Origin of the sequence: Bartonella vaga, from assembly GCF_037070895.1 — a bacterium.
Classification (GTDB): Bacteria; Pseudomonadota; Alphaproteobacteria; order Rhizobiales; family Rhizobiaceae; genus Bartonella.
In genome coordinates, this window is record NZ_JAYMZK010000001.1 from 107537 (window position 1) to 129494 (window position 21958).

Genomic DNA, 21958 nt, shown 5'->3' on the forward strand with positions numbered 1-21958 from the left:
ACAATATGGTCGGATCTTTAGTGAACTGGAGTTTTTGAAAAATGATTGGACTCGTGCTTGTAACGCACGGTGAGCTGGCTATCGAATTTCTACATGCTGTAGAACATGTGGTTGGAACACAAGAGAAATTTGCAACAATATGCGTCTACCCAGATGATGATATGGATCAGCGCCAAGGTGATATTATAGCCGCAGTTTCCTCTACAGATACAAATCATGGAGTGATCATATTAACGGATGTATTTGGTGGAACACCATCAAATATGGCTATCCCTGCTATTGAAAAAGGACGTGTTGAAATGATTGCGGGTGTTAATTTACCAATGCTTATCAAGCTGATTTCTATTCGCCAATGCCCTGATATTTCATTATCAGAAGCTTTAAAAATAGCGCAAGAAGCAGGGCGTAAATATATTAATGTACCAAGTATGATTTCATAGCGGATAATTAATACCGATGCTTTCTAAAAATTCTCTCCCATGTACATTAAGTCGTCATTTCAATATTTCTAATAAACGTGGCTTGCATGCACGCGCCTCTGCGAAGTTTGTACGAACTGTTGACAACTTCAACGCTATTGTCGAAGTTGAAAAAGATGGAAAAGTTGTGGGCGGTTCATCTATTATGGGACTTATGATGCTAGCAGCTTCCCCAGGTTGTAATCTCACAATTCGCGTTTCAGGTCCAGAAGCAACTGACGCTCTCGATGCCCTTGAAAAACTTATAAAAAATAAATTTGGAGAAGAAAACTAAAGCTTTTATTTGGAAAATAATATTACTACCAGCTTTAAAAATGAAAAAGAATTTTTCTATACTATTATTTTTATTTATTTTCCTGTTCTTCTCTTGCCCACATCAGCGCTCATATCTGTAATTCTTTTAGCTTTACATAGTTATCACAGCTACAAATATCTTGGATATTAATGTTGTGTGTAAAACTGTATCAACGTTCATCTTCAATTGGTTTTATTTACTTGAATCTTTATTGATAATTACAATTATTACCTTGCTTAACCCTCATAAAGAAGGGAGCATACACCCTTCAATCCAATTTATAATCATGGTAATTACTTTTAAAACATTTTTTATCTTCATTCTCGTCGGAGAGATAATGATACTATCAACTTATCTGTACTTACGCTTGTAGTAAGACTTTTTTATGTATGAGAAGGTGTTGCGCTACGTTTGTTAGTGCTATTAGCTTTTTTTAAAACAAATGGCCTACAAAGAGGATAACGGATTAGTCTGCAAAGTTTTCATATATTTTGTTTTTTTTGATTATTCGTATTGAGCCTTGTGAAACCCTCAACCTTTTACACATAAAGATGTAATATATTCAGAGAAGCTTAAGATTAAAACCGAATCAAAAAGAACCCAGCCCGCCATATTATTCTTGCGTAGCCGACCAGGTATTAAACTTGAAGATCTACCTTCTTATCTATCTTTTCGGCACAATTCTTCGTTTCTTCTTTTCCTACTTGATCATTTTATTTTATTGTTATCGGCCATATTTCAAACAATATTATATATGTGAAGGCAATCTGAATACTTCGAGGATAAAAGGGTGCTAAAACACCCTTAAAGCTCTCTTTGATAAAATGCTTCATAAATATGAATGCACATAATGCCACATTTTTGCACTAGAGATTTTATTGCTGATGTGTTTCAAGCCGAGTCGGATTCAACAGGAACTTCTTTTGTTCCTCCTTTTGCTACACCAACTATCGCCGGACGAAGTACACGTTCACCAATAATATAACCCGCCTGCACAACTTGCTGAACGGTATTATCTGGAACATCGGGATTAGAAATTTCAAACATAGCTTGATGAAAATGAGGATCAAATTTTTGTCCCTCTGGAAAAATCTTCTTTACCCCATGACGCTCTAACGCGGCTATCATTGCACGCTCAGTCATTTCAACCCCCTCTGCTAGTGTTTTCAAACCAACATCATTTTCACGTGCCCCTTCTTGAATAGCCTCCAAAGCACGACTAAGGTTATCAGAAACAGATAACATATCACGTGCAAAATTAGCAATTGAGTAAGCCTTTGCATCTGCAACATCACGCGCAGTACGACGTCGCAGATTTTCCATATCGGCAGCAAGGCGTAAAAGTTGATCTTTCAGCTCTTTATTTTCATTTTGCAAAGCAGCTAAGGGATCTATAATTTCATTTTCTTTCTCTTCAACTTCTGCGCGAACCTCTGCTTCACGCGTTTTTAAAAACTCATCAGCTGCTTGTTTAAACGCATCACGATCAGCTGGGTTTTTCAAATCGGAATTTTCAAATGAAGCATCAGTAAATTTGTTTTTTTCATCAGACATAAAAATTCTATTCCTTCATAAGATTCATTATTATCGATATCGAAATTTTACAGACAAAAATCAAGGGGTATGTACGAATCTTAAATACAATAAGCGTTTATAATACAAATATCCACCTAGTCATTTAACGTAACAGCTGTGACAAAAGTTGAGCCGTGTAATCCACCATAGGCACGATCCTTGCATAATTAAGCCGTGTTGGCCCAATAACTCCTAAAGCTCCAATGACTCTTTGTTTTGAATCGCGATAAGGTGCCACAACTAAAGAAGAACCAGAAAGCGAAAACAACTTATTTTCTGAACCAATAAAGATCCGAACTCCCGAACCTTCATCCGTTAAATCAAGGAGCTGCACCATACTTTCACACGTTTCAAGGTCATCAAACAAATGCCGTAAACGCTCTAAATCTTCTTTTGCCTTCACATCTTCCAACAAATTACTTCGCCCACGAACGATTAAATGTATTTTATGATCAACATCTTCTCCTCCCCAAAGAGCTAACCCTGTTTCAACAAGGTGGTGAGATAAATGGTCTAATGCGGCTCGTGTTTCTGAGCATAAACGCGCAATTTCTCCCTTAGCTTCACTCAATGTGAGCCCCTGAATGTGAGCGTTGAGAAAATTCGTTGCCTCCGTCAATTGTGCATGAGTAACACCTTCTGGTAAATGAACAATACGATTTTCAACTTCTCCCTGTTGGGTCACTAAAACTGCAAGAGCATTCTCCCCATCAAGACGCACAAATTCAATATGCTTCAAGATTCCTTCATGTTTTGTCGCGAGGACGAGTCCTGCTCCACGTGAAAGATCTGAAAGAACTTGGCTAGCTTGGATGAGAAAATGTTCAACTGACTGCGCATGACCAGCCTCTTTAACTTGCATTTCGATACTTTCACGCTCTTCATTTGGCAAATCACCCATTTCCATAAATGCATCAACAAAAAAACGTAATCCTGATTGTGTAGGCATTCGTCCTGCAGACACATGAGGTGCATAAATTAGACCAAGATGTTCAAGATCACTCATCACATTGCGAATCGTCGCAGGCGATAATGTCTGTCGTAAAAGCCGCGAAAGATTCCGTGATCCGACAGGTTCACCATCATTAAGATAAGCTTCAACAATATGGCGAAATATATCACGCGAACGCTCATCAAGGTATTTTAGTTCATCATCAATAGGTTTGTGCTTCATCACAATTGTTTCACTACTTCAAAAAAGTTTCTTTCTTATATAAGCTTTGCCAAGATTTGGTCAAACAGTCCTAAGTAGTGCAAAAACATATTATACATTTATAATGAAAAATGCTATCATCAAAAAAGAAACCGCCTATATGTATTTTCAATCATTGTCCTCATAAAATATAGGATATTTCATTTAAATGAAATATCAATAAATATGCAAGAGAATCGTCTGCCTAAAATCTAGTAAAGCCTGTATATATAATCATTTAATATGATTTTTAAACAATAATAGCCCCCCTTTCATTTCTGGAAAAATGTATATGAGAAGTATAACAGCTAAAAAACTCGTCATTGCTACACATAACACCGGCAAATTACATGAAATCACAACTTTGATTGCTCCCTTCGGTTTAACAATACAGTCAGCAAAAGAACTCGGATTACCGGAGCCAAAAGAAACGGGAACAACTTTTGAAGAAAATGCATTCATCAAAGCCTTTGAAGCAGCAAAAAGTACAGGACTTCCTGCCCTCTCCGATGACTCTGGCATGGAGGTGGATGCACTAGGTGGCGCGCCAGGCGTCTATACAGCCGATTGGGCATTGCAACCGGATGGCACACGTAACTTTTCAAAAGCTATGCAAAAAGTAGAAGATGAACTCCAAAAAATCGGAGCATGTGAAAAAAGCCAACGGAAAGGCCGGTTTATATCAGTCATCTGCATTGCATGGCCTGATGCTCACGCAGATTATTTCCGTGGTAGCGTTGAAGGAACATTCATTTGGCCTCCACGTGGAGACAAAGGTTTCGGTTTTGACCCCATTTTTTTACCCGATGGATACGAAAATACCTTTGGCGAAATGTCAACGAAGCAAAAACATAGCTGGAAACTCAATAATGAAATACCTCTCTCGCATCGCGCACGTGCTTTCAAGCTTTTAGCAAAAAGCCTTTTGACACTCTCATGAATGAATCTTTTGGCATTTACATTCACTGGCCCTTCTGTGCTGCAAAATGTCCTTACTGTGACTTTAATTCACATGTTCGGGTTCATGGCGTTGATCAACCACGTTTTGTAACCGCCTTTGAACGCGAAATAGAAACGCAGTACCATAAAATAGGCCCACGGCATATCACAAGTATTTTCATTGGCGGGGGAACTCCTTCTCTGATGACGCCTCAGACTGTTGATGCCTTGTTGCAAGCAGTTTTAAGAAAGTGGACAATCGATAATAAAACAGAAATCACACTGGAAGCCAACCCCTCTAGTGTAGAAGCAGAGCGCTTTCGCGGATACCGTGCGGCGGGGGTTAATCGCTTGTCCTTAGGTGTACAAGCACTTCATGACAAAGCTCTACGAAAACTTGGCCGCCTCCATGATGTGAAACAAGCTCTTCATGCTATTACGTTAGCACGGCAAATCTTTCCACGTTTATCTTTTGATTTAATTTATGCTCGCCCTGAACAAACACTTAAACAATGGAAATCTGAACTTCTTCAAGCCATTGATTTAGCAGCGGATCACCTTTCTCTTTACCAGTTGACTATAGAAGAAGGCACAGCTTTTAAACGTCTTCATGCTGCAGGAAGACTCACCCTCCCCGCTTCAGAACTCGCAGCAGACTTGTATCATCTCACCCAAGAAATAACAGCTGCGCACGGGCTTCCAGCCTACGAGATCTCAAATCACGCAATCCCTGGCGCCGAATCTGCTCACAATCTTCTTTATTGGCGCTATCAAGAATATGCTGGCTTTGGTCCTGGAGCACATGGACGCTTTATAAAGTTTCCACAGAACAATTTTTCTGCCTATTCAAAAGCATCTTTCTCTCAAAGTAGACATTGTGAACGTTATGTCACAATAAATGAAAAATATCCAGAACATTGGCTTGAATTGGTAGAAACTAAAGGACATGGCTGTATTGAAACAGAACATTTGTCCGCAATGCAACAAGCAAACGAAATGCTCCTTATGGGTTTGCGTCTTTCGGAAGGTTTGGATCTTTCACGTTATGAAACCTTAAATCCCAAGAGCTTACCAATAGAAAAACTTACCTATTTACAACAGCAAGGACTAATAGAAATGATAGGAAACCAGCGCTTAAAAGCGACAGCCACAGGACGCATCTTTCTTGACCACATCATAAATCAATTGGCAAGCTAAAATCTCTATGATTCTAAGCTGCTATTATATCAATTGTGATAGAACATTAACCGTTTTCACTGTGTTAGAAGGATTTTTAAAAATAATCACTTCTTCTATGCAAAAAAATCAATAATGAAGCGCTCATAAATAGCAGTGAGGGTTTCCATTGCATAAAGGGGTACACACTCATCTACCATATGAATCGTTTGCCCCGGTAAACCAAATTCAACCACTGGGCAATAATCCTTAATAAATCGTGCATCTGAAGTTCCACCTGAAGTTGAATACTCAGGTACATTTCCTGTCACATTTTCAATAGCCTTTGATAAAATTGTAACAAGTTTATCATTTTTTGTCACAAAAGCCCCCCCAAAACTTGGAATCCATTCAAGCCGATAGTAGGGCAATTGATCACTATTGTTTTTTGATTGCACTGAAGAAAGACGCTTTTCAATTTCCGCAATAAGCGCTTCTTTTGTCCAAAGATCATTGTATCGTATATTAAAGCGAATCGTTGTTTGCGCTGGAATAACATTAACTGCAGAATTACCTGTATCAATAGCTGTTAATTCCAAATTACTTGGTTGGAAATTTTCAGTTCCTTTATCCAAAGTAGTTCGTGTCAATGCTTGAATAAGCTTACTTGCTAAGGGCAATGGATTGGCAGCTCGCTCAGGAAAAGCTACATGCCCCTGACAACCTTGAACCGTAACGATACCAGAAATTGATCCCCGACGACCAATTTTTATAACATCACCAACAGTTTTTACGCTCGTTGGCTCTCCCACAAGAGCTGCAGTCCATTTCTCGCCTTTTTGTTCTGCCCATTTGAGAACTTTTGCCGTACCGTTAATAGCAGGACCCTCTTCATCACCAGTAATCAAAAGACTTACCATTCCTTTAATGGACTGTTTTTCAAGAACCCGAGCAAGCGCTGCAATAAAACAAGCAATTCCGCCCTTCATATCAACAGAACCCCGCCCGTATAATTTTCCTTCATTTATTACGCCTGCAAAAGGAGGATATGTCCAGTCTTCTAACTTACCTGGTGGTACCACATCAGTATGACCTGCAAACATAAGGTGTGGCCCCTTTTTTCCCATTTTTGCATAAAGGTTTTCGACATCTTCTGTATTTTTATCCGAAAAAATAGGACGCTCAACACAAAACTGCATCTTTGTTAAAAATGATTCCAAAGTCGATAGAGCACCCGCTTCACGAGGCGTAACAGAAGGACAACGAATAAGCGCTTGTAATAGCTGAATAGGATCTGTAAGGATAGGCATAAGTGCTCTTCCGATATAAACTTGAAGAATTATATAAGGTTATTAAGCTGAATTACAAAAAAAAGAAAGAAAAAACATTGAAGGCATTCAGCAAACCAAGTAGGGGAAAAACAATCGTGCTAAGCCTTCAATGGCTTCCTCATCATGCGACGAAGCATATAAGTAATGGAATGCTAAACAGAAAGTTCCACTGCGTATTATATTTTTAAAATTTTTTTCATATTTTCAACTTATATGAATGAAAATTGATTGCTTGCAATGTGTGACCATTTTCTTTCAACCAAACGCGATATTTTTTACTGTCAGGACAAAGTTTTTCACACAGAGCCCAAAATTTCGATCCGTGATTCATTTCGATAAGATGGGCAACTTCATGCGCAACAACATATTCAATAATTTCTTTTGGTGCCATAACAAGACGCCAAGAAAAAGAAAGGCGCCCATCTATTGAACATGAACCCCAACGGCTCTTGGTATCTTTATAACAAATTGATTTTACTTTACGTTCGACTTTACGCGCATAATCTTCTACCAACGGCGTTATAAGAATTTTAGCCTGTTTTTTTAAAATATTAGCAACGCGCCTTGGCAAATATTCCAATCGACTATAAACAATAATTTCTGGCTCTTTCCCCATATTTCCGGTAATGATTTCTGCTATCCCACGTCCTTCTTTATGCCTTATCGTATGAGCAACACCCAATAAAGGTATCGTTTGACCTTCTTTGATATAAGAATTTTTGTGAGAAACTTGTAGGTGAACAATACGTGCCTCGATCCAAGATCGGTGCTTTTCGATAAAATCTTGAACCGAACAAAGACTTATCATCGGTGGTGCTGTTACATAAATTTCCTGGCCTCTCGCATCAATACGTAACGTAAGACGGCGTGCACGCTTATGTTTGCGTACCCGTAAAGGCACAACGCAATCAGATAAAATAAAAATGCTGTTCATAAACGGTCATACATTATGTTCTCATCATCAATGGACTTAACCCTTATCCTGCATTAACTCGGCTCACCAATGACCTCAAAATTGTTTCAAGACAATCTAAATCTTGTGGACGCGAAAACCGATGATCTGCATCCCGAACAAGGGTTAATGTTACATCATGTAAAGGCAAATGATTAAGTAAAGTCAATGTGTGCTGATAAGGTATTTCCTCATCTTTCATCCCTTGTAGAATATGAACCGGGCACCCAATGTCAATGCATCCCTTCATAACACAGTTATCTCGTCCATCTTCAATCAACATTTTTGTAAAGGGTATTGGCTTCTTATCACCAACTGCAGGTCGTTCAATATACCCCTCTTCATTCAAAATTTTCCATTCCTCTGAGCCTAAAGCTGGTTCCACCAATGTTTGTGTAAAATCAGGAGCTGGTGCAACCAACACCATACCTGCAAGCATTGTATTTTTTTGCGCCAGAATCATAGCAAGCTTTAGAGCAATCCATCCCCCCATAGAAGAACCAATCAAAATTTGTGGTCCTTTACAGTAGGTTTCAAAAATCGCTAAACTCTCCCTAACCCAACGTGAAATAGTTCCTTGAAAAAAATCACCCTCAGATTCTCCATGGCCAGAGTAATCAAAACGAACACAAGACAAATCATTCTTCTTGGCAAAATTATCAATCAACATCGCCTTATTCCCCAACATATCAGACTGATAGCCGGAAAGCCAAACTAAACCTGGAGAGGAACTGCCTTGACGGTGGCGTACTGCGAGAGCTATATCCTCAAACGAAAAAAATTGACAAGAAATATTCTGATCCATTATCTTTTTCCTCTATAAAATATTTTTATTAATATAAAGAACCATTTCTATCCTCAAAACGCCCCTTCTAAAAGCAGTAAATCAAATAATGCAAAAGGCACTAATTCTAGTTGTTTTTCTGTGTATAATTGTATATTGAATGACACTATAGATGAATCAAATTAAGGAGCATAAATCATTCGCAGACCGTTTAAAATGACACCTACCCAGAAAGATGGGCCACGTTCAAATCAGGATATTCGAGTACCTCGCGTTCAGCTTATCAATGATAAAGGACAACATCAGGGGATTGTTGCAATACAAGAAGCGCTTGCTATAGCCGCAGATGCGGGGCTTGATTTGGTTGAAATTGTACCAAATGCAGAACCACCTGTGTGTAAAATTATTGATTTAGGAAAATTGAAATATCAAACCCAAAAGAAAGCGGCTGAAACACGTAAAAAACAAAAAATCATTGAAATCAAAGAAATTAAGGTGCGTCCAAATGTTGATGTTCATGATTATGGAGTCAAGCTTAGGGCTATTCATCGCTTTATTGGTAACGGTGATAAAGTAAAGGTTACTTTGCGTTTTCGTGGTCGTGAAATGGCTCACCAAGATCTCGGATTGAAACTTCTTCAGCGGGTTAAAGAAGATACAAGTGAGATTGCTAAAATTGAAGCTGAACCCAAGCTAGAAGGCCGTCAAATGATGATGGTAATAGCACCTAAGTAATTTTATTGGGATCAATGTCAAGTGAACCCACCCAAAATTGAGTGTGGGGATATGATTTAAAAGCATTGCAAGTAATTGTTGTGATGCTTTTGAAAGATTAGTTGTTATGCGCTAACCTATTTACTAAGAGGATACTCTTTTTATTAAGAATGACTAAATGTCTTCAACAAGAGTGCTTCAATCTCGTATAAACAACGATAAAATATAAAAGCACTTCATGGTAAAAAAACAAATTTCTGCTTTTGATAAACATCTTATTATTCGCCTGTTACGAGAAAATTTTCGTAAACATGTGCATTGGTATAGTGCAGCTATTTTTTCAATGATCATTATTTCCTGCACCACTGCAGCAAGTGCATGGATTATACGTGACGTTGTTAATTATATTATTGATGCACAAAATTTTAGCATGATCTTCTTGATTTCTAGCATCATTGCTTTCATTTTTATTCTCAAAGGAATTGCAACTTTTGCTCAAACTTATTTTTTGAGCAAAGCAGGTAACAGTATTGTTGCTGAACAACAACGCAAAATTTACGCACGCCTTATGGAACAAGGCGTCTCTTTTTATCATAATAACACTTCATCTGATCTTCTTGTACGCGTAACCCATAACGCTACAGAAGCGCGTAATATCATTGATATAATTATCTCAACTTTTGTGCGTGATTTGCTTTCTATTAGTGGTCTGTTGTTTGTTATGTTCATTCAAAATTTTATGTTAATCGCCATTACTTTAATAGTAGGACCGCTGGCTTTTTTAGGAATTCGAACTGCTTTAAGGCGTGTTCGTAACCTTGCGGAAAAAGAACTTCTCTCACTTGGTGAAATTATAAAAATTATACAGGAAAGTACTATTGGTATTCGCGTCATCAAAGCTTTTTCATTAGAAGAGCTAATGAAAAAACGTATGAATAAAGCCATTCGCGATGTTGAAAAACAAGCAAACAACATTGCAAAACTTGAAGCCATCACAAGTCCGATTATGGAAACACTCACAGGTGTCGCCATTGCGGGTATTATCTGCTTTTCTGGCTACCTTGCAACCCAACGTGCAGGTGTTCAAGGTGAATTCATGTCTTTTATTGTAGCTCTGCTTTTAGCTTACGAACCTGCAAAAAGATTAGCAAATGTACGTGTAAAAATTGAAACTGGCTTGGTTAATATCCGCACAATGTACGAAATACTTGACCATCCCCTTACAGTCGTAGAACATGAAAAAGCCCGAGATCTGGATAAAGTACAAGGAACTATCCGCTTCGAACATGTTTCTTTTGCATATACAGATGACCAAATAGTGTTGAAAGATATCAACCTAGAAATAGAACCTGGAAAAATGACAGCATTGGTGGGGCCATCAGGTTCAGGAAAATCGACCTTTATCAACCTTATTATGCGCCTTTATGACCCCACAAAAGGACGTATATTGATTAACGATCAAGATATCCGCTATATAACATTTCGTTCTCTTAGAAATCTTATGGCCTATGTAGGACAAGATACTTTTCTTTTTCAAGGAACTGTTAAATATAATATCGGACTTGGAAAAGAAAGCGCCAGCGACAAAGAAATTATTCAAGCGGCAAAAACTGCCAATGCTCACGACTTTATTATGGACTTACCAAATGGCTATGATACACAGATAGGTGATAACGGTTGTAATCTTTCAGGTGGGCAAAAACAACGACTCGCTATCGCTAGAGCAATGCTTCATGATAGCGAAATATTGATTCTTGATGAAGCAACAAGTGCCTTAGACTCACATACTGAAGTACAAATTAATGAAGCTCTTTATCGCCTCACCAAAGGGCGTACGACTATCATCATTGCCCACCGACTTTCAACAATTTCTCGCGCTCATAAAATTGTTGTTATACAAAATGGTCAATTGATTGAACAAGGTACCCAAAAAGAATTGCTGGCAAAAGAAAATGGTCTTTACAAAAAACTTCATAATATTCAATTTAAAAATACACAATACCCTAGTTTCTAGGCATCTAAGTGAGATTTTAAGTAAGAAATGATTATATACTCACATTACTTTTGTAAAGGACGAAAATATTACCACACAGAACGATTACACTAATAGTAGCTACTAGTAGAGAATTTATTGTTTATTGAAGATATATCTCTAAAGATTCACATGAAAATTGAAACTCCTGCCCATTATTGTTTGAAGCGATTCATCTCATTCTAAAAGCGGTGACTCGATGGAGAAAAAATTTCTTTTTATACTTATTCAAATGATCTAGTATACATAAACATTCATCTAGAGAAGTATGATCCAATTAGAAAACAGAATGAACAATAAAATAAAACATTTCAGACACATCTTCCTACAACTCGAATGAAAATGTTTATTTTTGCGATTCTTAGCCTACATTGCAACCACCCTATAGCTTAGAGCGAAGTGTACAAAACCCCAATAATTGGGCATTAAATGCTTAAAGCTTTAATAGTTTCTTTCATAAAATAAACCAATACTAGAGTTATTTTCATTTCCTATTGCACCTTTAGCTTTGAGATGACGCGAAATATCTAAATTAATTGTTCCCTTTGTCATTCCATCTGCCCCTGCCTCAAAGCCTAGATAAATATTATTATGTATATAGCGTCCAATGCGCAAGCCCGTATTACCCTTTTCATCAACGATAAGATCAAGATCATCAAGACCAATTTTGTTTCGTAGAGCACTCAATAAGGATGTATTAGAAGCACCTACAAGATCAGCTGTCGCTGCCGCGAGTTGAGCAATCTGAAGCGGTGATAATTCACTAAGAGAGCGATTAAAAATCAAATGCGCCAAAATTTCATCTTGCGGCAAATTGGGTTGTGAAGAAAAATTAATATCAAGATTATCAATCGTTCCACTTACGGTTACAGTAACGCGAATATCACCGCTATTATTGTTAGTAACAAAATAAACTGTAGGATTAAGATTACCACTAAAACTCGCTTGTCCCTGATCAAAATTAAGACGCTGTGAAAGAATATCAAAACGTCCACGAATCATCCTAAACTCACCGACTGGGCGCACATCATGCAATGAACCTGATAAGCTAATACGCCCTCCTAATTCAGCATCTAACCCTCGCCCACGTACAAAAAATTTATTATGTGCCGTAATCTGCATATTTGACAGCACAACAGATGAAGATTTTTGATAGACAAGATGACTTTTATTGCTGTTCTTAACATCAGCACGTTCAAGTGTTTTTTTAACAAGTTTTGTTAAATTTTTATTTTTAATATCAATAAACTCTGTGTTTTGAAACCGATCTGGAACAAAAACTTCAGCTTTTTCCACGATGATATTACCACCAATAAAAAGATCACTCAAAAAATGGCCTGTCATTGTCATCTTTCCTGACAACGTTGCAAAAATCATAGAGCCATCATTATAATTGGCTTGGTCAAGATTAATAACCAAATTTGCCTCTAGATCATTAGAGATACGACCTGACGCGGTAATTGATCCTCCTTCAAATGAAGAAGCTAAAGCTTTCTCTATAAAAATATGATCGCCATTTAATTTGCCTTCAAGTGTTATATTATTTAATCCTAAATTCATTTTTGAATCAAAAAAACTACCATTGACTATAGCAAAATTTCCTATCAACTGTGGCTTAAATAATTCACCATTAAGAGTTGCATCAATTCTAGCTATTCCCGTTACATACGCACCCCGCTTAGCCAATAATAAATCAACAAAAACAAGAGGTATTGTTCCTTTAACATTCAATTTAACCTCTGAATCATTTAGAGAAATTGGCCCATTTATGGAGAGATCTAATCCTTTATTTCCAGTCGCGATTATATTCTCAATCTGAAAGTTCGATTTTTTATAAGAACCACGGGCATTCATATCTATCGATATAGGACCTTCATGTGTCATAGCGGTTAAACTTTGACTAGAAAGCTCAAAATAAGCAGATGGATCATCCATTGTTCCACCAATATCGACCTTGCCGACCATCGCTCCTCCAAGCGCTTGCCTTTCAATAAAACTATTAACAAAACGCGCAGACAAATCTTGCAGATTAACATGGAGATCAAGCTTGTTTTTATCTAAAGATATACGACCTTGTGCTTGTGCTTGTACTCCATCTCCCGTTAAATTGGCATTCAAAGTAAGATTTTTATCGACTACTTCACCTATCACAGAGAGCACAAAAGGCGTTATTTTTTTAGCTTGAAAAGCAACATTTGTAAGCCCCTCGCCTTTTATATCATAGGTTACATAAGGTTTTTTTAAATCACCACGAATCATAACCTTCCCTGTCAAAGTACCATCTGCTCCAAGATCAGGCTTCCATAGATTGACTAAAGCAGCAGGAAACTCATTTATTAAAAGCTGTAGATTAAGGGTATCTTGAATATTACCTACCAGGATAACTTTACCTCTGTTAATCGCAATTTCTGTTTCATTGATTGTTACTCCATCTTTATCAAAAACAATCGTAGCTGGCTTAGGCAATGTCGCATGAAGGTTTTGTTGCTTAATATTTACGGACTCAATCTGCACTTCACGCTTTATTCCTTCTGGAAGTCCCACCGTAATCATCCGGCCAGAAAGCTGTGCATTTGTATCATTATGCAGCATCGCCTGCACAGTAAAAACTGCTTGTCCATTACTGCCATTGGCATTAGCATTTAAATAATTAACCATCATAAAAGGTGTTTGGATACGCTCTGCATTGATAAAACCTTTAAACTGCGTCATTCCAAAAGGATCAAATACATCCGCTTCTATTGCTAATTTTTTAATTTTATTCTTTGCAAAACTTAAATGGTCAATATGCACCTTTAGATTAGCCTTTTGTCTGCTATTTTCTTCATCAAAAATAAAATCCCCTTTTACTTTTCCGCTGCCTTTCTGCAAAAGTAATGCGGAAAGCAATGAAATATCGTCAGCGTTGATATGCAAAACGCCCTTCACAAAACCTTCCCTTTGAAAAAGATCTCCGATTATTTTTGTACCATCTGCTCTAATATTGATATCTTCAAGTTTTCGGATCTGATCAGAATCCCTAAATGAAGCAGACACATGTAACGGCTTCTCAGCAAAAGTTCCTTCACCATTTATAAAACCCACTAAAGAAGTAACCGGTGATGTATTATTTACCAACGTTTTTATCGTGAGCGTTGTATTCTTTAGCTTTTTACCCACTAAAAATGCCTCAGAAACATGGGCTTGAGCAATAAACTTTATAAGGCTATTGTGCCCTCTAACATTACTTCGGATTGTAAACACACCGCTCATCCTCGAATCTAACTTGGCGAGATCAGATATTTGAGCATACAAGTCCATTTTAGCGCTCTCACTTGAAAAGTATCCATGAGCATTTATATGCGCATATTGACTTTTTAATTTAAAACGCTGCAAAATCAAACCTGCCGCATTATAAGCAACACCGCCTGAAAGGGTAATATTACCTTTGAATAAGCGATCAAAAGATTCTACACCTATTTTCAGATTATTGCCCATCCCTAATAATTTAAGATTAAAAGCGCCATTAACTAAACCGATAGTTCCTTTAACCTTAATATCAGCGGCACCAGAGAATGATTGTTCACTTAACAAACTAAAAGGCTCTAAAGTTTTAGCTTTTAAACCAAGGTCGCCTTTAAAAATAAAACGATCTATTTTTCCTTTTAACCAAGCAGAAAATTCCTGACCAGTAATACTAAAATCATGAATTAAAACTGGCTTTTTAGAAACAACATCCGCATCTAGATGTACACGAAGTGTTTGGTCTAGACTTCCTATCAATGCATCTTTATTTGTTTCAATCCCTCGAAATATTCCCTTAATCTGGATACCAACATGACGAGAAGCTGCATTATCAAGATTTTCGCTAACTCCTCCCATATCAAAAACTGCATCGCGAATATGCATATTTTTATTGCTAAAATTATGTGCAACAAATCGTCCATTCCAAGATTTTTGTCCTTCGCGACCATAATCAATGCTTAAAGCAAGATCATTCACACGCATCGGCGCTTCTAATATTGGCAAACGTGCAGTCTCATTTTCTTTATCAAGAGCCATTTTTCCATCAATGAAAAGCCGCCGCAAAAATCCATCTGCCGTTACTTCAGCATTGGCTATAATATTCATTACTTTGTTCTGAACCACCATACGATCAAGATGCTTTACACCTTTTTTTGTCACTCTTGCCTCTGCTTTCAGCGTTACATCAGATTCGAAGACACTACGATATTGAGAAGGTATTAAGGGACCAAGTGTACCAACCAGTTGAGTAGAAATACTGTGTCCTTCTGCAATACTTGCAAGAATAACACTACCATCTAAAACAGAGTGGTGATCGACTTCCAAATAAAGCCTGACAACTAAATCATCAAAAGTACCATCACCTTTAACGGAAAGATTTAATGCAGGACGCTTTTCAATGTTAAAAACATTTGCTAAAATACCATTTTGTGGTTCATTGGCAGAAATATCAATTTTAGCTGTAAGATCGCTATTGGATATCTTCGTTAAAACAGAAAAAGATCCCGGTGCGTCTAGGCGATGAGCGGTTATATCAACACCCAAATTACCATTAACCGAAGTTAAACTTCCTTGTAAAAACAAATCAGCAGGAAAGCCAAAAAGATCCCGTTCAAACGCTATATGTTGAGCTGTAAGCGTATTAATAGAAATGGAAGGTGACAATTTTGGTAAAGAAAATTTTCCAATCTTAAAAGAAGAGCTGCTCTGCGGTTTGCGTAAAACCGTAATCTGTTCTGCCGAAAGCTGGTTAATATCTATGCACCCTCTAAACAACGCTAAGCGGTTCCAGTCCATTTTAGCATTAGTAATTTTGAGCCAAACACCTTTTTTATCACTGACAGTAACGGAACCAATTGATACTTGAGAAGACAATGCCCCTTGCACATTATGTAAGCGAACTTGGCGATTAGGCACTGAAAGCCTACGCTCAATCAAAGAAATAAGCCACGAACGATCATCCACTATTGATTTACCAGAGGGTGGATTGCCTCTCTGCACAAAAATAAAAGCGCTCACAAAAAAGAATAAAATTCCAAAGAAGATAATCCATAAAAACACACTTTTTTTCATTAAAATGCTTGCCCTATACCCACATAAAAACCAATGCGAGGATCACCTTTCTCCCGCTTAAGAGGAAAGGCTAAATCTATTCGTAAAGGTCCAAGACCTGTCATATAGCGACCTCCAATACCGGCTCCCCATTTCATTTTCTGAGAAAAATCCAAATGCGCCTTCCCCCCTACGATACCTCCATCAAGAAAACTGACAAACCCTATCTTATCATTTAAAGCAAAGCGCAACTCTGCTGCACCCTCAAAAAGCGCACGCCCACCAACAACAGCATCACTTTCTGTTTTGATACCAATATTGCGATAAGCATAACCGCGAACAGATCCACCACCACCTGCAAAAAAGAGTATATCCGAAGGTAGCTGTGTTGCATCACTTCCAAAAATTGTACCAACCTTTGCCCGCGTCGCAAAAATAAAACGATCCCTTTCGTCCAGAGTCCAATAAAAACGGCCTTCCACAGCCATTTTTGCCACAAAACTGCTAAAACGCATTTCATAAAAAGGTTCAAAAAGCACTTCACCATACAGACCTTTTGTCGCATTAAACTTATTATTACGAGTATCGTAAACTAAACAACCCGGAAACCCAATCGTTGTAAAATTACGGCTCCCAAAATAGACATCCCGCGAAGAACCATTAGAAACTTCTACAGCAACATGTCCCGACAGATTACTATTAAATATATGCGTAATACCCAACTTTCCCCTGATAGCTTTTGTCGTGTAGTTTTCTAGGACATCTTGCTGTATTTTCAGTTCTGCCCTAAAGTCTGTATCAGGAGTGAATATACCCGGCTTTATGAATGTGCTGCCGAAAAGATAATCAAAATTTTTTAAATTATACGACTCCTCCTTTTTACTACCAACACCACTTATCTTTGTTTCAATTTTGAGACGCTCTGCATAACCTAAAAGATTATTATGCATCCAATATGCTTCAAAACCAGCACCATCTAATGTTGAATATCCACCCCCTGCACCAAAACGACGTGGCTTACGTTCTTGTACAACAAGTGTCAGCGGTAAACTATCATCTGAATTAATTGTATCAGCTTCGTGTATATTTACTGCGCGAAAAACATCAAGTCGTGCAAGTCGTTCACTTGCTTTGGCCAATGCATCAGAATCGTATTTCTGGCCTAGCTTCAATCCTGTCATCCAAGAAATATAGGCTGAATCTACACGTGGCTTTTTACTTATATTACGCACGCTTAAAGGACCGTAATACGCCTTTTGTCTAGGATCAACCGCAATTTGTGCATCAATGAGACGTGTAGCATGATCAGCGACTACCTCACTCTTCATAATTTTAGCTTTGGCATAACCTTGTTGACGCCATCCCTCTATCGCCCATTTTTCTGCTTTCAAAATGCTTTCTGATTTTGCAACAGCCCCAACTTTATAGCCTAATTCTTCTATCGTTGGCATTCTGTGAGATTTGTATTTTTTGGATGGAGCAACTTTATCAATAGCTGCAACATTAAAAACATATTGTGGTCCAGCATCAACGGTAATAACAATATTAGAGTGTGCTGAAAGTTGAGTTACAGGACTCAAATCGGCAGCTTCTAAGCCATTAATCTTAATACTAATAATACCACCATAGCGCCCATCAGCATAAAGAGCAGAAAGAATTGCCCGATAATCTGAACGAGCTTTTGCTAACAAACCAGCAGAACTGGATGACGCTTTATCTTTATCAGCGACCAAAGAAGATACAGCTTTGACTATTTTAATGCCTTCTTGTGGCGCACCTGGTGGTGCAACGACTGAAACTTTATAAAATTTCTCTGTACCACTGACATTATACAAAGAGGAGTTTGTTTTCTTTTGATTAAAAAGAGAGATGCCAAAAAGCTCAAACGCTGCAGATGACTGAGGAAAAGCACAGACAATGCATAAACCCATAAATACACCGCGCACAGCTCCTGATTTAAAAAAAACTCCCATCTGATATACCATTAATCAGATACCTTCAATATACTTTACATCTCTTACCTACAACGTTAAATAACATCGAACAAGTAAGATAAACACGCTTATTTTAAACACTTCACAGCTTTGATCACATCAAATAAGTTTTTTCTTGCGATACATAAATCTCCTCCTCTTATATTCAAAAAAAACCATACTGCTGTGCAATACAAACAGCCTCACTCATTTTTCCTATCATATTCACTTAACTCATTATAAATATTTTATTAACCGCATATAGTTACGGTTAAGTTTGTCTACATAGTCCCCAACGAGAATGCTATAAAGCTTGTACCCGTATATAGATCTCTCCATACAAAAAACCATATAGATACTTCTTGATTTTTATGTACGGATATGATTGTTTCCTCCAAATAAAAAGGGGAGAAAAATCAACTAATGATCGCGCGTATCACAACCGTTGCTTTTCGCGGTCTAGAAGCGGTACCTGTCGAGGTACAAGTTATGATTTCCTCTGGTAAAATAGGAATGGCTATTGTTGGATTGGCAGATAAAGCAATCGCTGAAAGCCGCGAGCGTGTGCAAGCAACTCTCCATGCTTGTGGGCTTTCTATGCCTAACAAACGAGTTACCATTAATCTTGCGCCAGCTGATTTACCTAAAGAGGGATCACACTATGACTTGCCAATTGCTGTAGGCTTGATGCTTACTATGGGGCTTCTTCCCCCTGAAGTAGCACAAGACTATGTCATTTTAGGCGAATTATCACTGGATGGTTTTATTACAGCTGTTAATGGTGTTTTACCAGCTGCAATGACAGCTCTATCACTCAATAAGGGACTCATTTGTCCCTATCCGTGCGGACCTGAAGCAGCATGGGCAAATGCGGAGATGAATATCCTTGCTCCAGAGACTCTTCTCTCGATAGTCAATCATTTTAGAGGAACCCAAATTCAAAAACGTCCACAACCGCGCCAATATACTATCCAAACTGAACTTCCAGATCTTTGCGAAATTAAAGGACAGAAAATTGCAAAACGCGCATTAGAAGTTTGCGCAGCTGGACGGCATAACCTCTTGTTTGTCGGTCCTCCCGGTGCTGGAAAATCTATGTTAGCTCAACGCTTACCTTCCATTTTGCCACCTCTTGATAGCCGTGAACTTTTAGATGTTTCTCTAATTGCTTCTATTACAGGAGAAACAGTCCATAACACTCTTTCACTTCATTGCCCCTTTCGCGCCCCGCATCATTCTGCTTCCATGGCAGCAATGATAGGTGGTGGACTTAAAGGACGACCAGGTGAAGTCTCACTTGCTCATAACGGCGTTTTATTTCTTGATGAACTGCCTGAGTTTTCTCCTCAAGTCCTCGATTCCCTTCGTCAACCTTTAGAGAGTGGAGAATGTGTTATCGCCCGTGCAAACTACCATATCAGCTACCCTGCCCGCATCCAACTCATTGCCGCAATGAACCCTTGTCGATGTGGTATGGCAGGCGAAAAAGACCATGTTTGCGCAAAAGGAATACGCTGTCAAATCGATTATCAGTCCCGCATTTCTGGTCCTCTGCTCGATCGAATAGACTTACGGATCGATGTTCCTGCTTTAACAGCTATAGATCTTATGAAACCAGAGCAATCAGAAAAAAGCTGCGATGTTGCAAAACGTGTTATACGGTGTCGAGCCATTCAAGCTAAACGTTTTAAAACATTGGGTCTTAACCATATTCGTACCAACGGTGAGTGTCCTGCTAAAATCATCGAAAAAATTGCAATTCCTGACAAAAACGCTGCTGCACTCTTACAGGATGTCAGTGAAAAAATGCACCTCTCTGCCCGCGCTTATCATCGCATTCTCAAAGTTGCACGCACCATTGCCGACCTCGAAGAAAGAGACCATCTTTCACGCCATCATCTCGCAGAAGCTATTTCTTATCGGTTGGGTACTGAAAGACTAACAGCTTTTTTCTAAGTGAGGTACTCATCAATAAAAACTGATCGGAAAATAACGCAAATAGAGCTCTTCAAGTTTTCCGTTAGCTTCTAGAGATTTCAAAGCATAATTGAGCATATCAACCAACTTTTCTTTCTCTTTTGCAACAGCAAGCCGCATTCCTTGCCCCAATAACTGGGGAGCCATATACGCCCCCCCAACAAAATGACAACAATCTAAGGATTTGGAATCATTAAGCCATAAAGATAAAGCAAATCCATCATCAAAAATAAGATCAATATTATGATTCTGTAGCGCTTTATAAAGCTCTTCTTTGTTTTTAAATCCTTGCCATTTGGCTTCGGGAAAATAACTGTGAAATAACTCTTCGTGAGCACTCTTAAGCAAAAGTCCACTTCTTAAATGTATAAGTCTATCGCTTATTGGCTCATCCAGGTTTATAAATCGAGAAGCAACAAACCTTGCCGGAAAACGCAGATAAGATCTCGTAAAAAGAAGATCTTGATACGTTTCAGTTGTTTCTTTTAAACCTGCAATAATTACTTCTGCTTCACCGTTCTTGACACGATCGACGAGCTCTTTCCAAGGAACAACTTCTACTTCACAGACCTTCTCCAAATTTAATTTTGAACAAATAGCACGCAATAAACTTATATTATAGCCTGCAAGACGCCCTGTTTGATCAAAAAAGTTAAAAGGAGGAAAATCAAAAGTTGTTACAAAACGTAAACGAACTATACCGGTTGTATCAGGTCGTACCAAATGTTTATGCGCATCAAAAAAAGAAGGCAATCTTCCTACTGTTTCAGCTTCTGAGAAAAAGGAAAACAAAAATCCCCACGTTACAAAAAAAACTCTAATAAGAACATTAAATTTAATTACGAGTTTTTTTATTTTCAAAATCTTTTCCTTCATTTCTCAAAGCTAACATGAGAGTATTATCAGTCAGAATATCTAACGCACTTAACTGAAATATCTGCTACTTTAGTGAACAAAAACTGCCATTATGCTCTAAAAACTGTTAAAAATTTTGACGCAAATTCCAAAAAATGCATAAAAAGCGGTGTGAGAAGAAAAAAATTCCTTAACGGATACATAAATAAAAAGCCTTTATGTCACCATCAACTTTGTTTGCTACGAAGAAACCACACTTTGATTTTTCTTCTATAAGCAATAAACGATACACACTTTTGATATCACCACACAATTTCATAAAAATCTGTCGCGTATCTTAAAATTATGATATTAAGTGGTATCGTTTTGTGAAATAATTTACTGTATATCGCACAGGGAGTGTTTGTTAAAATATAAAATTTACTTTTATTCCTTATCATGAAGCAATAACATCTTGTTTTTCATGTAATTAAAAAGCTTAAATAACCAAATATACCCTTCAAACATTAACTAAAACCCACGGAATAAATTTCATTAGCCTCATTTTCAGTGTTTTTGTAAATAAAATGCAACGTAACAGCGCTATATCTTTATGTATAAGAATCATTCTATCTATTGCGTGCTTACGCGTCTACAGATATTGAATATCG

Annotated in this window: 14 protein-coding genes and 1 pseudogene; 7 read left to right on the forward strand and 8 right to left on the reverse strand. The window is 37.9% G+C overall.

Going from position 1 to position 21958, the window contains the following annotated elements; translation table 11 throughout:
• Nucleotides 1-41: 41 nt before the first annotated feature.
• Nucleotides 42-440 (forward strand): PTS sugar transporter subunit IIA, encoded by a 399-nt coding sequence (locus tag WCP76_RS00440; protein ID WP_336293721.1) that lies wholly within the window; start codon nucleotides 42-44, stop codon nucleotides 438-440.
• 16 nt (nucleotides 441-456) lie between these two features.
• The gene (locus WCP76_RS00445) at nucleotides 457-753 is read left to right on the forward strand and encodes an HPr family phosphocarrier protein (RefSeq protein WP_336293722.1); all 297 of its coding nucleotides are present in this window, start codon (nucleotides 457-459) and stop codon (nucleotides 751-753) included.
• Between the two features lie 912 nt (nucleotides 754-1665).
• Here WCP76_RS00445 and grpE read toward each other — a convergent pair.
• Complete coding sequence (gene grpE, locus WCP76_RS00450; RefSeq protein ID WP_336293723.1) at nucleotides 1666-2328, reverse strand: nucleotide exchange factor GrpE; 663 nt, start codon at nucleotides 2326-2328, stop codon at nucleotides 1666-1668.
• Nucleotides 2329-2452: 124 nt separating this feature from the next.
• Nucleotides 2453-3523: a heat-inducible transcriptional repressor HrcA gene (gene hrcA, locus WCP76_RS00455; RefSeq protein WP_336293724.1), complete on the reverse strand. Its 1071-nt coding sequence runs from the start codon at nucleotides 3521-3523 to the stop codon at nucleotides 2453-2455.
• A 310-nt stretch (nucleotides 3524-3833) separates the two neighbouring features.
• Here hrcA and rdgB point away from each other — a divergent pair, with 310 nt between their 5' ends.
• Nucleotides 3834-4481: an RdgB/HAM1 family non-canonical purine NTP pyrophosphatase gene (gene rdgB / locus WCP76_RS00460; protein WP_336293725.1), complete on the forward strand. Its 648-nt coding sequence runs from the start codon at nucleotides 3834-3836 to the stop codon at nucleotides 4479-4481.
• Entirely contained in the window at nucleotides 4478-5677 is a 1200-nt protein-coding gene (hemW, locus tag WCP76_RS00465; RefSeq protein ID WP_336293726.1) for a radical SAM family heme chaperone HemW, read from the forward strand. Before rdgB ends, hemW begins: the two co-directional genes overlap by 4 nt.
• Before the next feature lie 95 nt (nucleotides 5678-5772).
• Here the strand turns inward: hemW and dapE are convergent, their stop codons facing one another.
• From dapE to WCP76_RS00480, 3 genes and pseudogenes are all read right to left on the reverse strand, one after another.
• Nucleotides 5773-6945, reverse strand: a complete 1173-nt coding sequence (gene dapE, locus WCP76_RS00470; protein ID WP_336293727.1) for a succinyl-diaminopimelate desuccinylase — start codon at nucleotides 6943-6945, stop codon at nucleotides 5773-5775.
• A 217-nt stretch (nucleotides 6946-7162) separates the two neighbouring features.
• Nucleotides 7163-7910, reverse strand: a pseudogene (locus WCP76_RS00475) (M48 family metallopeptidase).
• 33 nt (nucleotides 7911-7943) lie between these two features.
• Complete coding sequence (locus WCP76_RS00480) at nucleotides 7944-8723, reverse strand: alpha/beta hydrolase (protein WP_336293728.1); 780 nt, start codon at nucleotides 8721-8723, stop codon at nucleotides 7944-7946.
• 195 nt (nucleotides 8724-8918) lie between these two features.
• On the opposite strand from WCP76_RS00480, the gene infC reads away from it, so the two are divergent.
• Both infC and WCP76_RS00490 read left to right on the forward strand, forming a co-directional pair.
• Nucleotides 8919-9437: a translation initiation factor IF-3 gene (gene infC / locus WCP76_RS00485; RefSeq protein WP_336293729.1), complete on the forward strand. Its 519-nt coding sequence runs from the start codon at nucleotides 8919-8921 to the stop codon at nucleotides 9435-9437.
• Nucleotides 9438-9654: 217 nt separating this feature from the next.
• The gene (locus WCP76_RS00490; protein WP_336293730.1) at nucleotides 9655-11430 is read left to right on the forward strand and encodes an ABC transporter ATP-binding protein; all 1776 of its coding nucleotides are present in this window, start codon (nucleotides 9655-9657) and stop codon (nucleotides 11428-11430) included.
• Nucleotides 11431-11889: 459 nt separating this feature from the next.
• On the opposite strand, the gene WCP76_RS00495 is transcribed toward WCP76_RS00490, so the two are convergent.
• Together WCP76_RS00495 and WCP76_RS00500 are read right to left on the reverse strand one after the other, a co-directional pair.
• Nucleotides 11890-16524, reverse strand: a complete 4635-nt coding sequence (locus WCP76_RS00495) for a translocation/assembly module TamB domain-containing protein (RefSeq protein ID WP_336293731.1) — start codon at nucleotides 16522-16524, stop codon at nucleotides 11890-11892.
• Entirely contained in the window at nucleotides 16524-18488 is a 1965-nt protein-coding gene (locus tag WCP76_RS00500; protein WP_336293732.1) for an autotransporter assembly complex protein TamA, read from the reverse strand. The genes WCP76_RS00495 and WCP76_RS00500 overlap by 1 nt, the downstream gene beginning before the upstream one ends.
• Nucleotides 18489-18899: 411 nt before the next feature.
• On the opposite strand from WCP76_RS00500, the gene WCP76_RS00505 reads away from it, so the two are divergent.
• Nucleotides 18900-20432 (forward strand): YifB family Mg chelatase-like AAA ATPase, encoded by a 1533-nt coding sequence (locus tag WCP76_RS00505; protein WP_336293733.1) that lies wholly within the window; start codon nucleotides 18900-18902, stop codon nucleotides 20430-20432.
• 12 nt (nucleotides 20433-20444) lie between these two features.
• Here the strand turns inward: WCP76_RS00505 and WCP76_RS00510 are convergent, their stop codons facing one another.
• Nucleotides 20445-21314, reverse strand: coding sequence for a transporter substrate-binding domain-containing protein (locus tag WCP76_RS00510; RefSeq protein WP_336293734.1), 870 nt, complete (start codon nucleotides 21312-21314; stop codon nucleotides 20445-20447).
• Nucleotides 21315-21958 lie beyond the last annotated feature (644 nt).

Coding starts and splice junctions, on each gene's coding strand:
- hemW (WP_336293726.1), top strand. CDS start 4,478: ATGAATGAATCTTTTGGCATTTACATTCACTGGCCCTTCTGTGCTGCA.
- WCP76_RS00480 (WP_336293728.1), bottom strand. CDS start 8,723: ATGGATCAGAATATTTCTTGTCAATTTTTTTCGTTTGAGGATATAGCT.
- WCP76_RS00440 (WP_336293721.1), top strand. CDS start 42: ATGATTGGACTCGTGCTTGTAACGCACGGTGAGCTGGCTATCGAATTT.
- WCP76_RS00505 (WP_336293733.1), top strand. CDS start 18,900: ATGATCGCGCGTATCACAACCGTTGCTTTTCGCGGTCTAGAAGCGGTA.
- WCP76_RS00495 (WP_336293731.1), bottom strand. CDS start 16,524: ATGAAAAAAAGTGTGTTTTTATGGATTATCTTCTTTGGAATTTTATTC.
- WCP76_RS00500 (WP_336293732.1), bottom strand. CDS start 18,488: ATGGTATATCAGATGGGAGTTTTTTTTAAATCAGGAGCTGTGCGCGGT.
- grpE (WP_336293723.1), bottom strand. CDS start 2,328: ATGTCTGATGAAAAAAACAAATTTACTGATGCTTCATTTGAAAATTCC.
- infC (WP_336293729.1), top strand. CDS start 8,919: ATGACACCTACCCAGAAAGATGGGCCACGTTCAAATCAGGATATTCGA.
- dapE (WP_336293727.1), bottom strand. CDS start 6,945: ATGCCTATCCTTACAGATCCTATTCAGCTATTACAAGCGCTTATTCGT.
- WCP76_RS00490 (WP_336293730.1), top strand. CDS start 9,655: ATGGTAAAAAAACAAATTTCTGCTTTTGATAAACATCTTATTATTCGC.
- rdgB (WP_336293725.1), top strand. CDS start 3,834: ATGAGAAGTATAACAGCTAAAAAACTCGTCATTGCTACACATAACACC.
- hrcA (WP_336293724.1), bottom strand. CDS start 3,523: ATGAAGCACAAACCTATTGATGATGAACTAAAATACCTTGATGAGCGT.
- WCP76_RS00445 (WP_336293722.1), top strand. CDS start 457: ATGCTTTCTAAAAATTCTCTCCCATGTACATTAAGTCGTCATTTCAAT.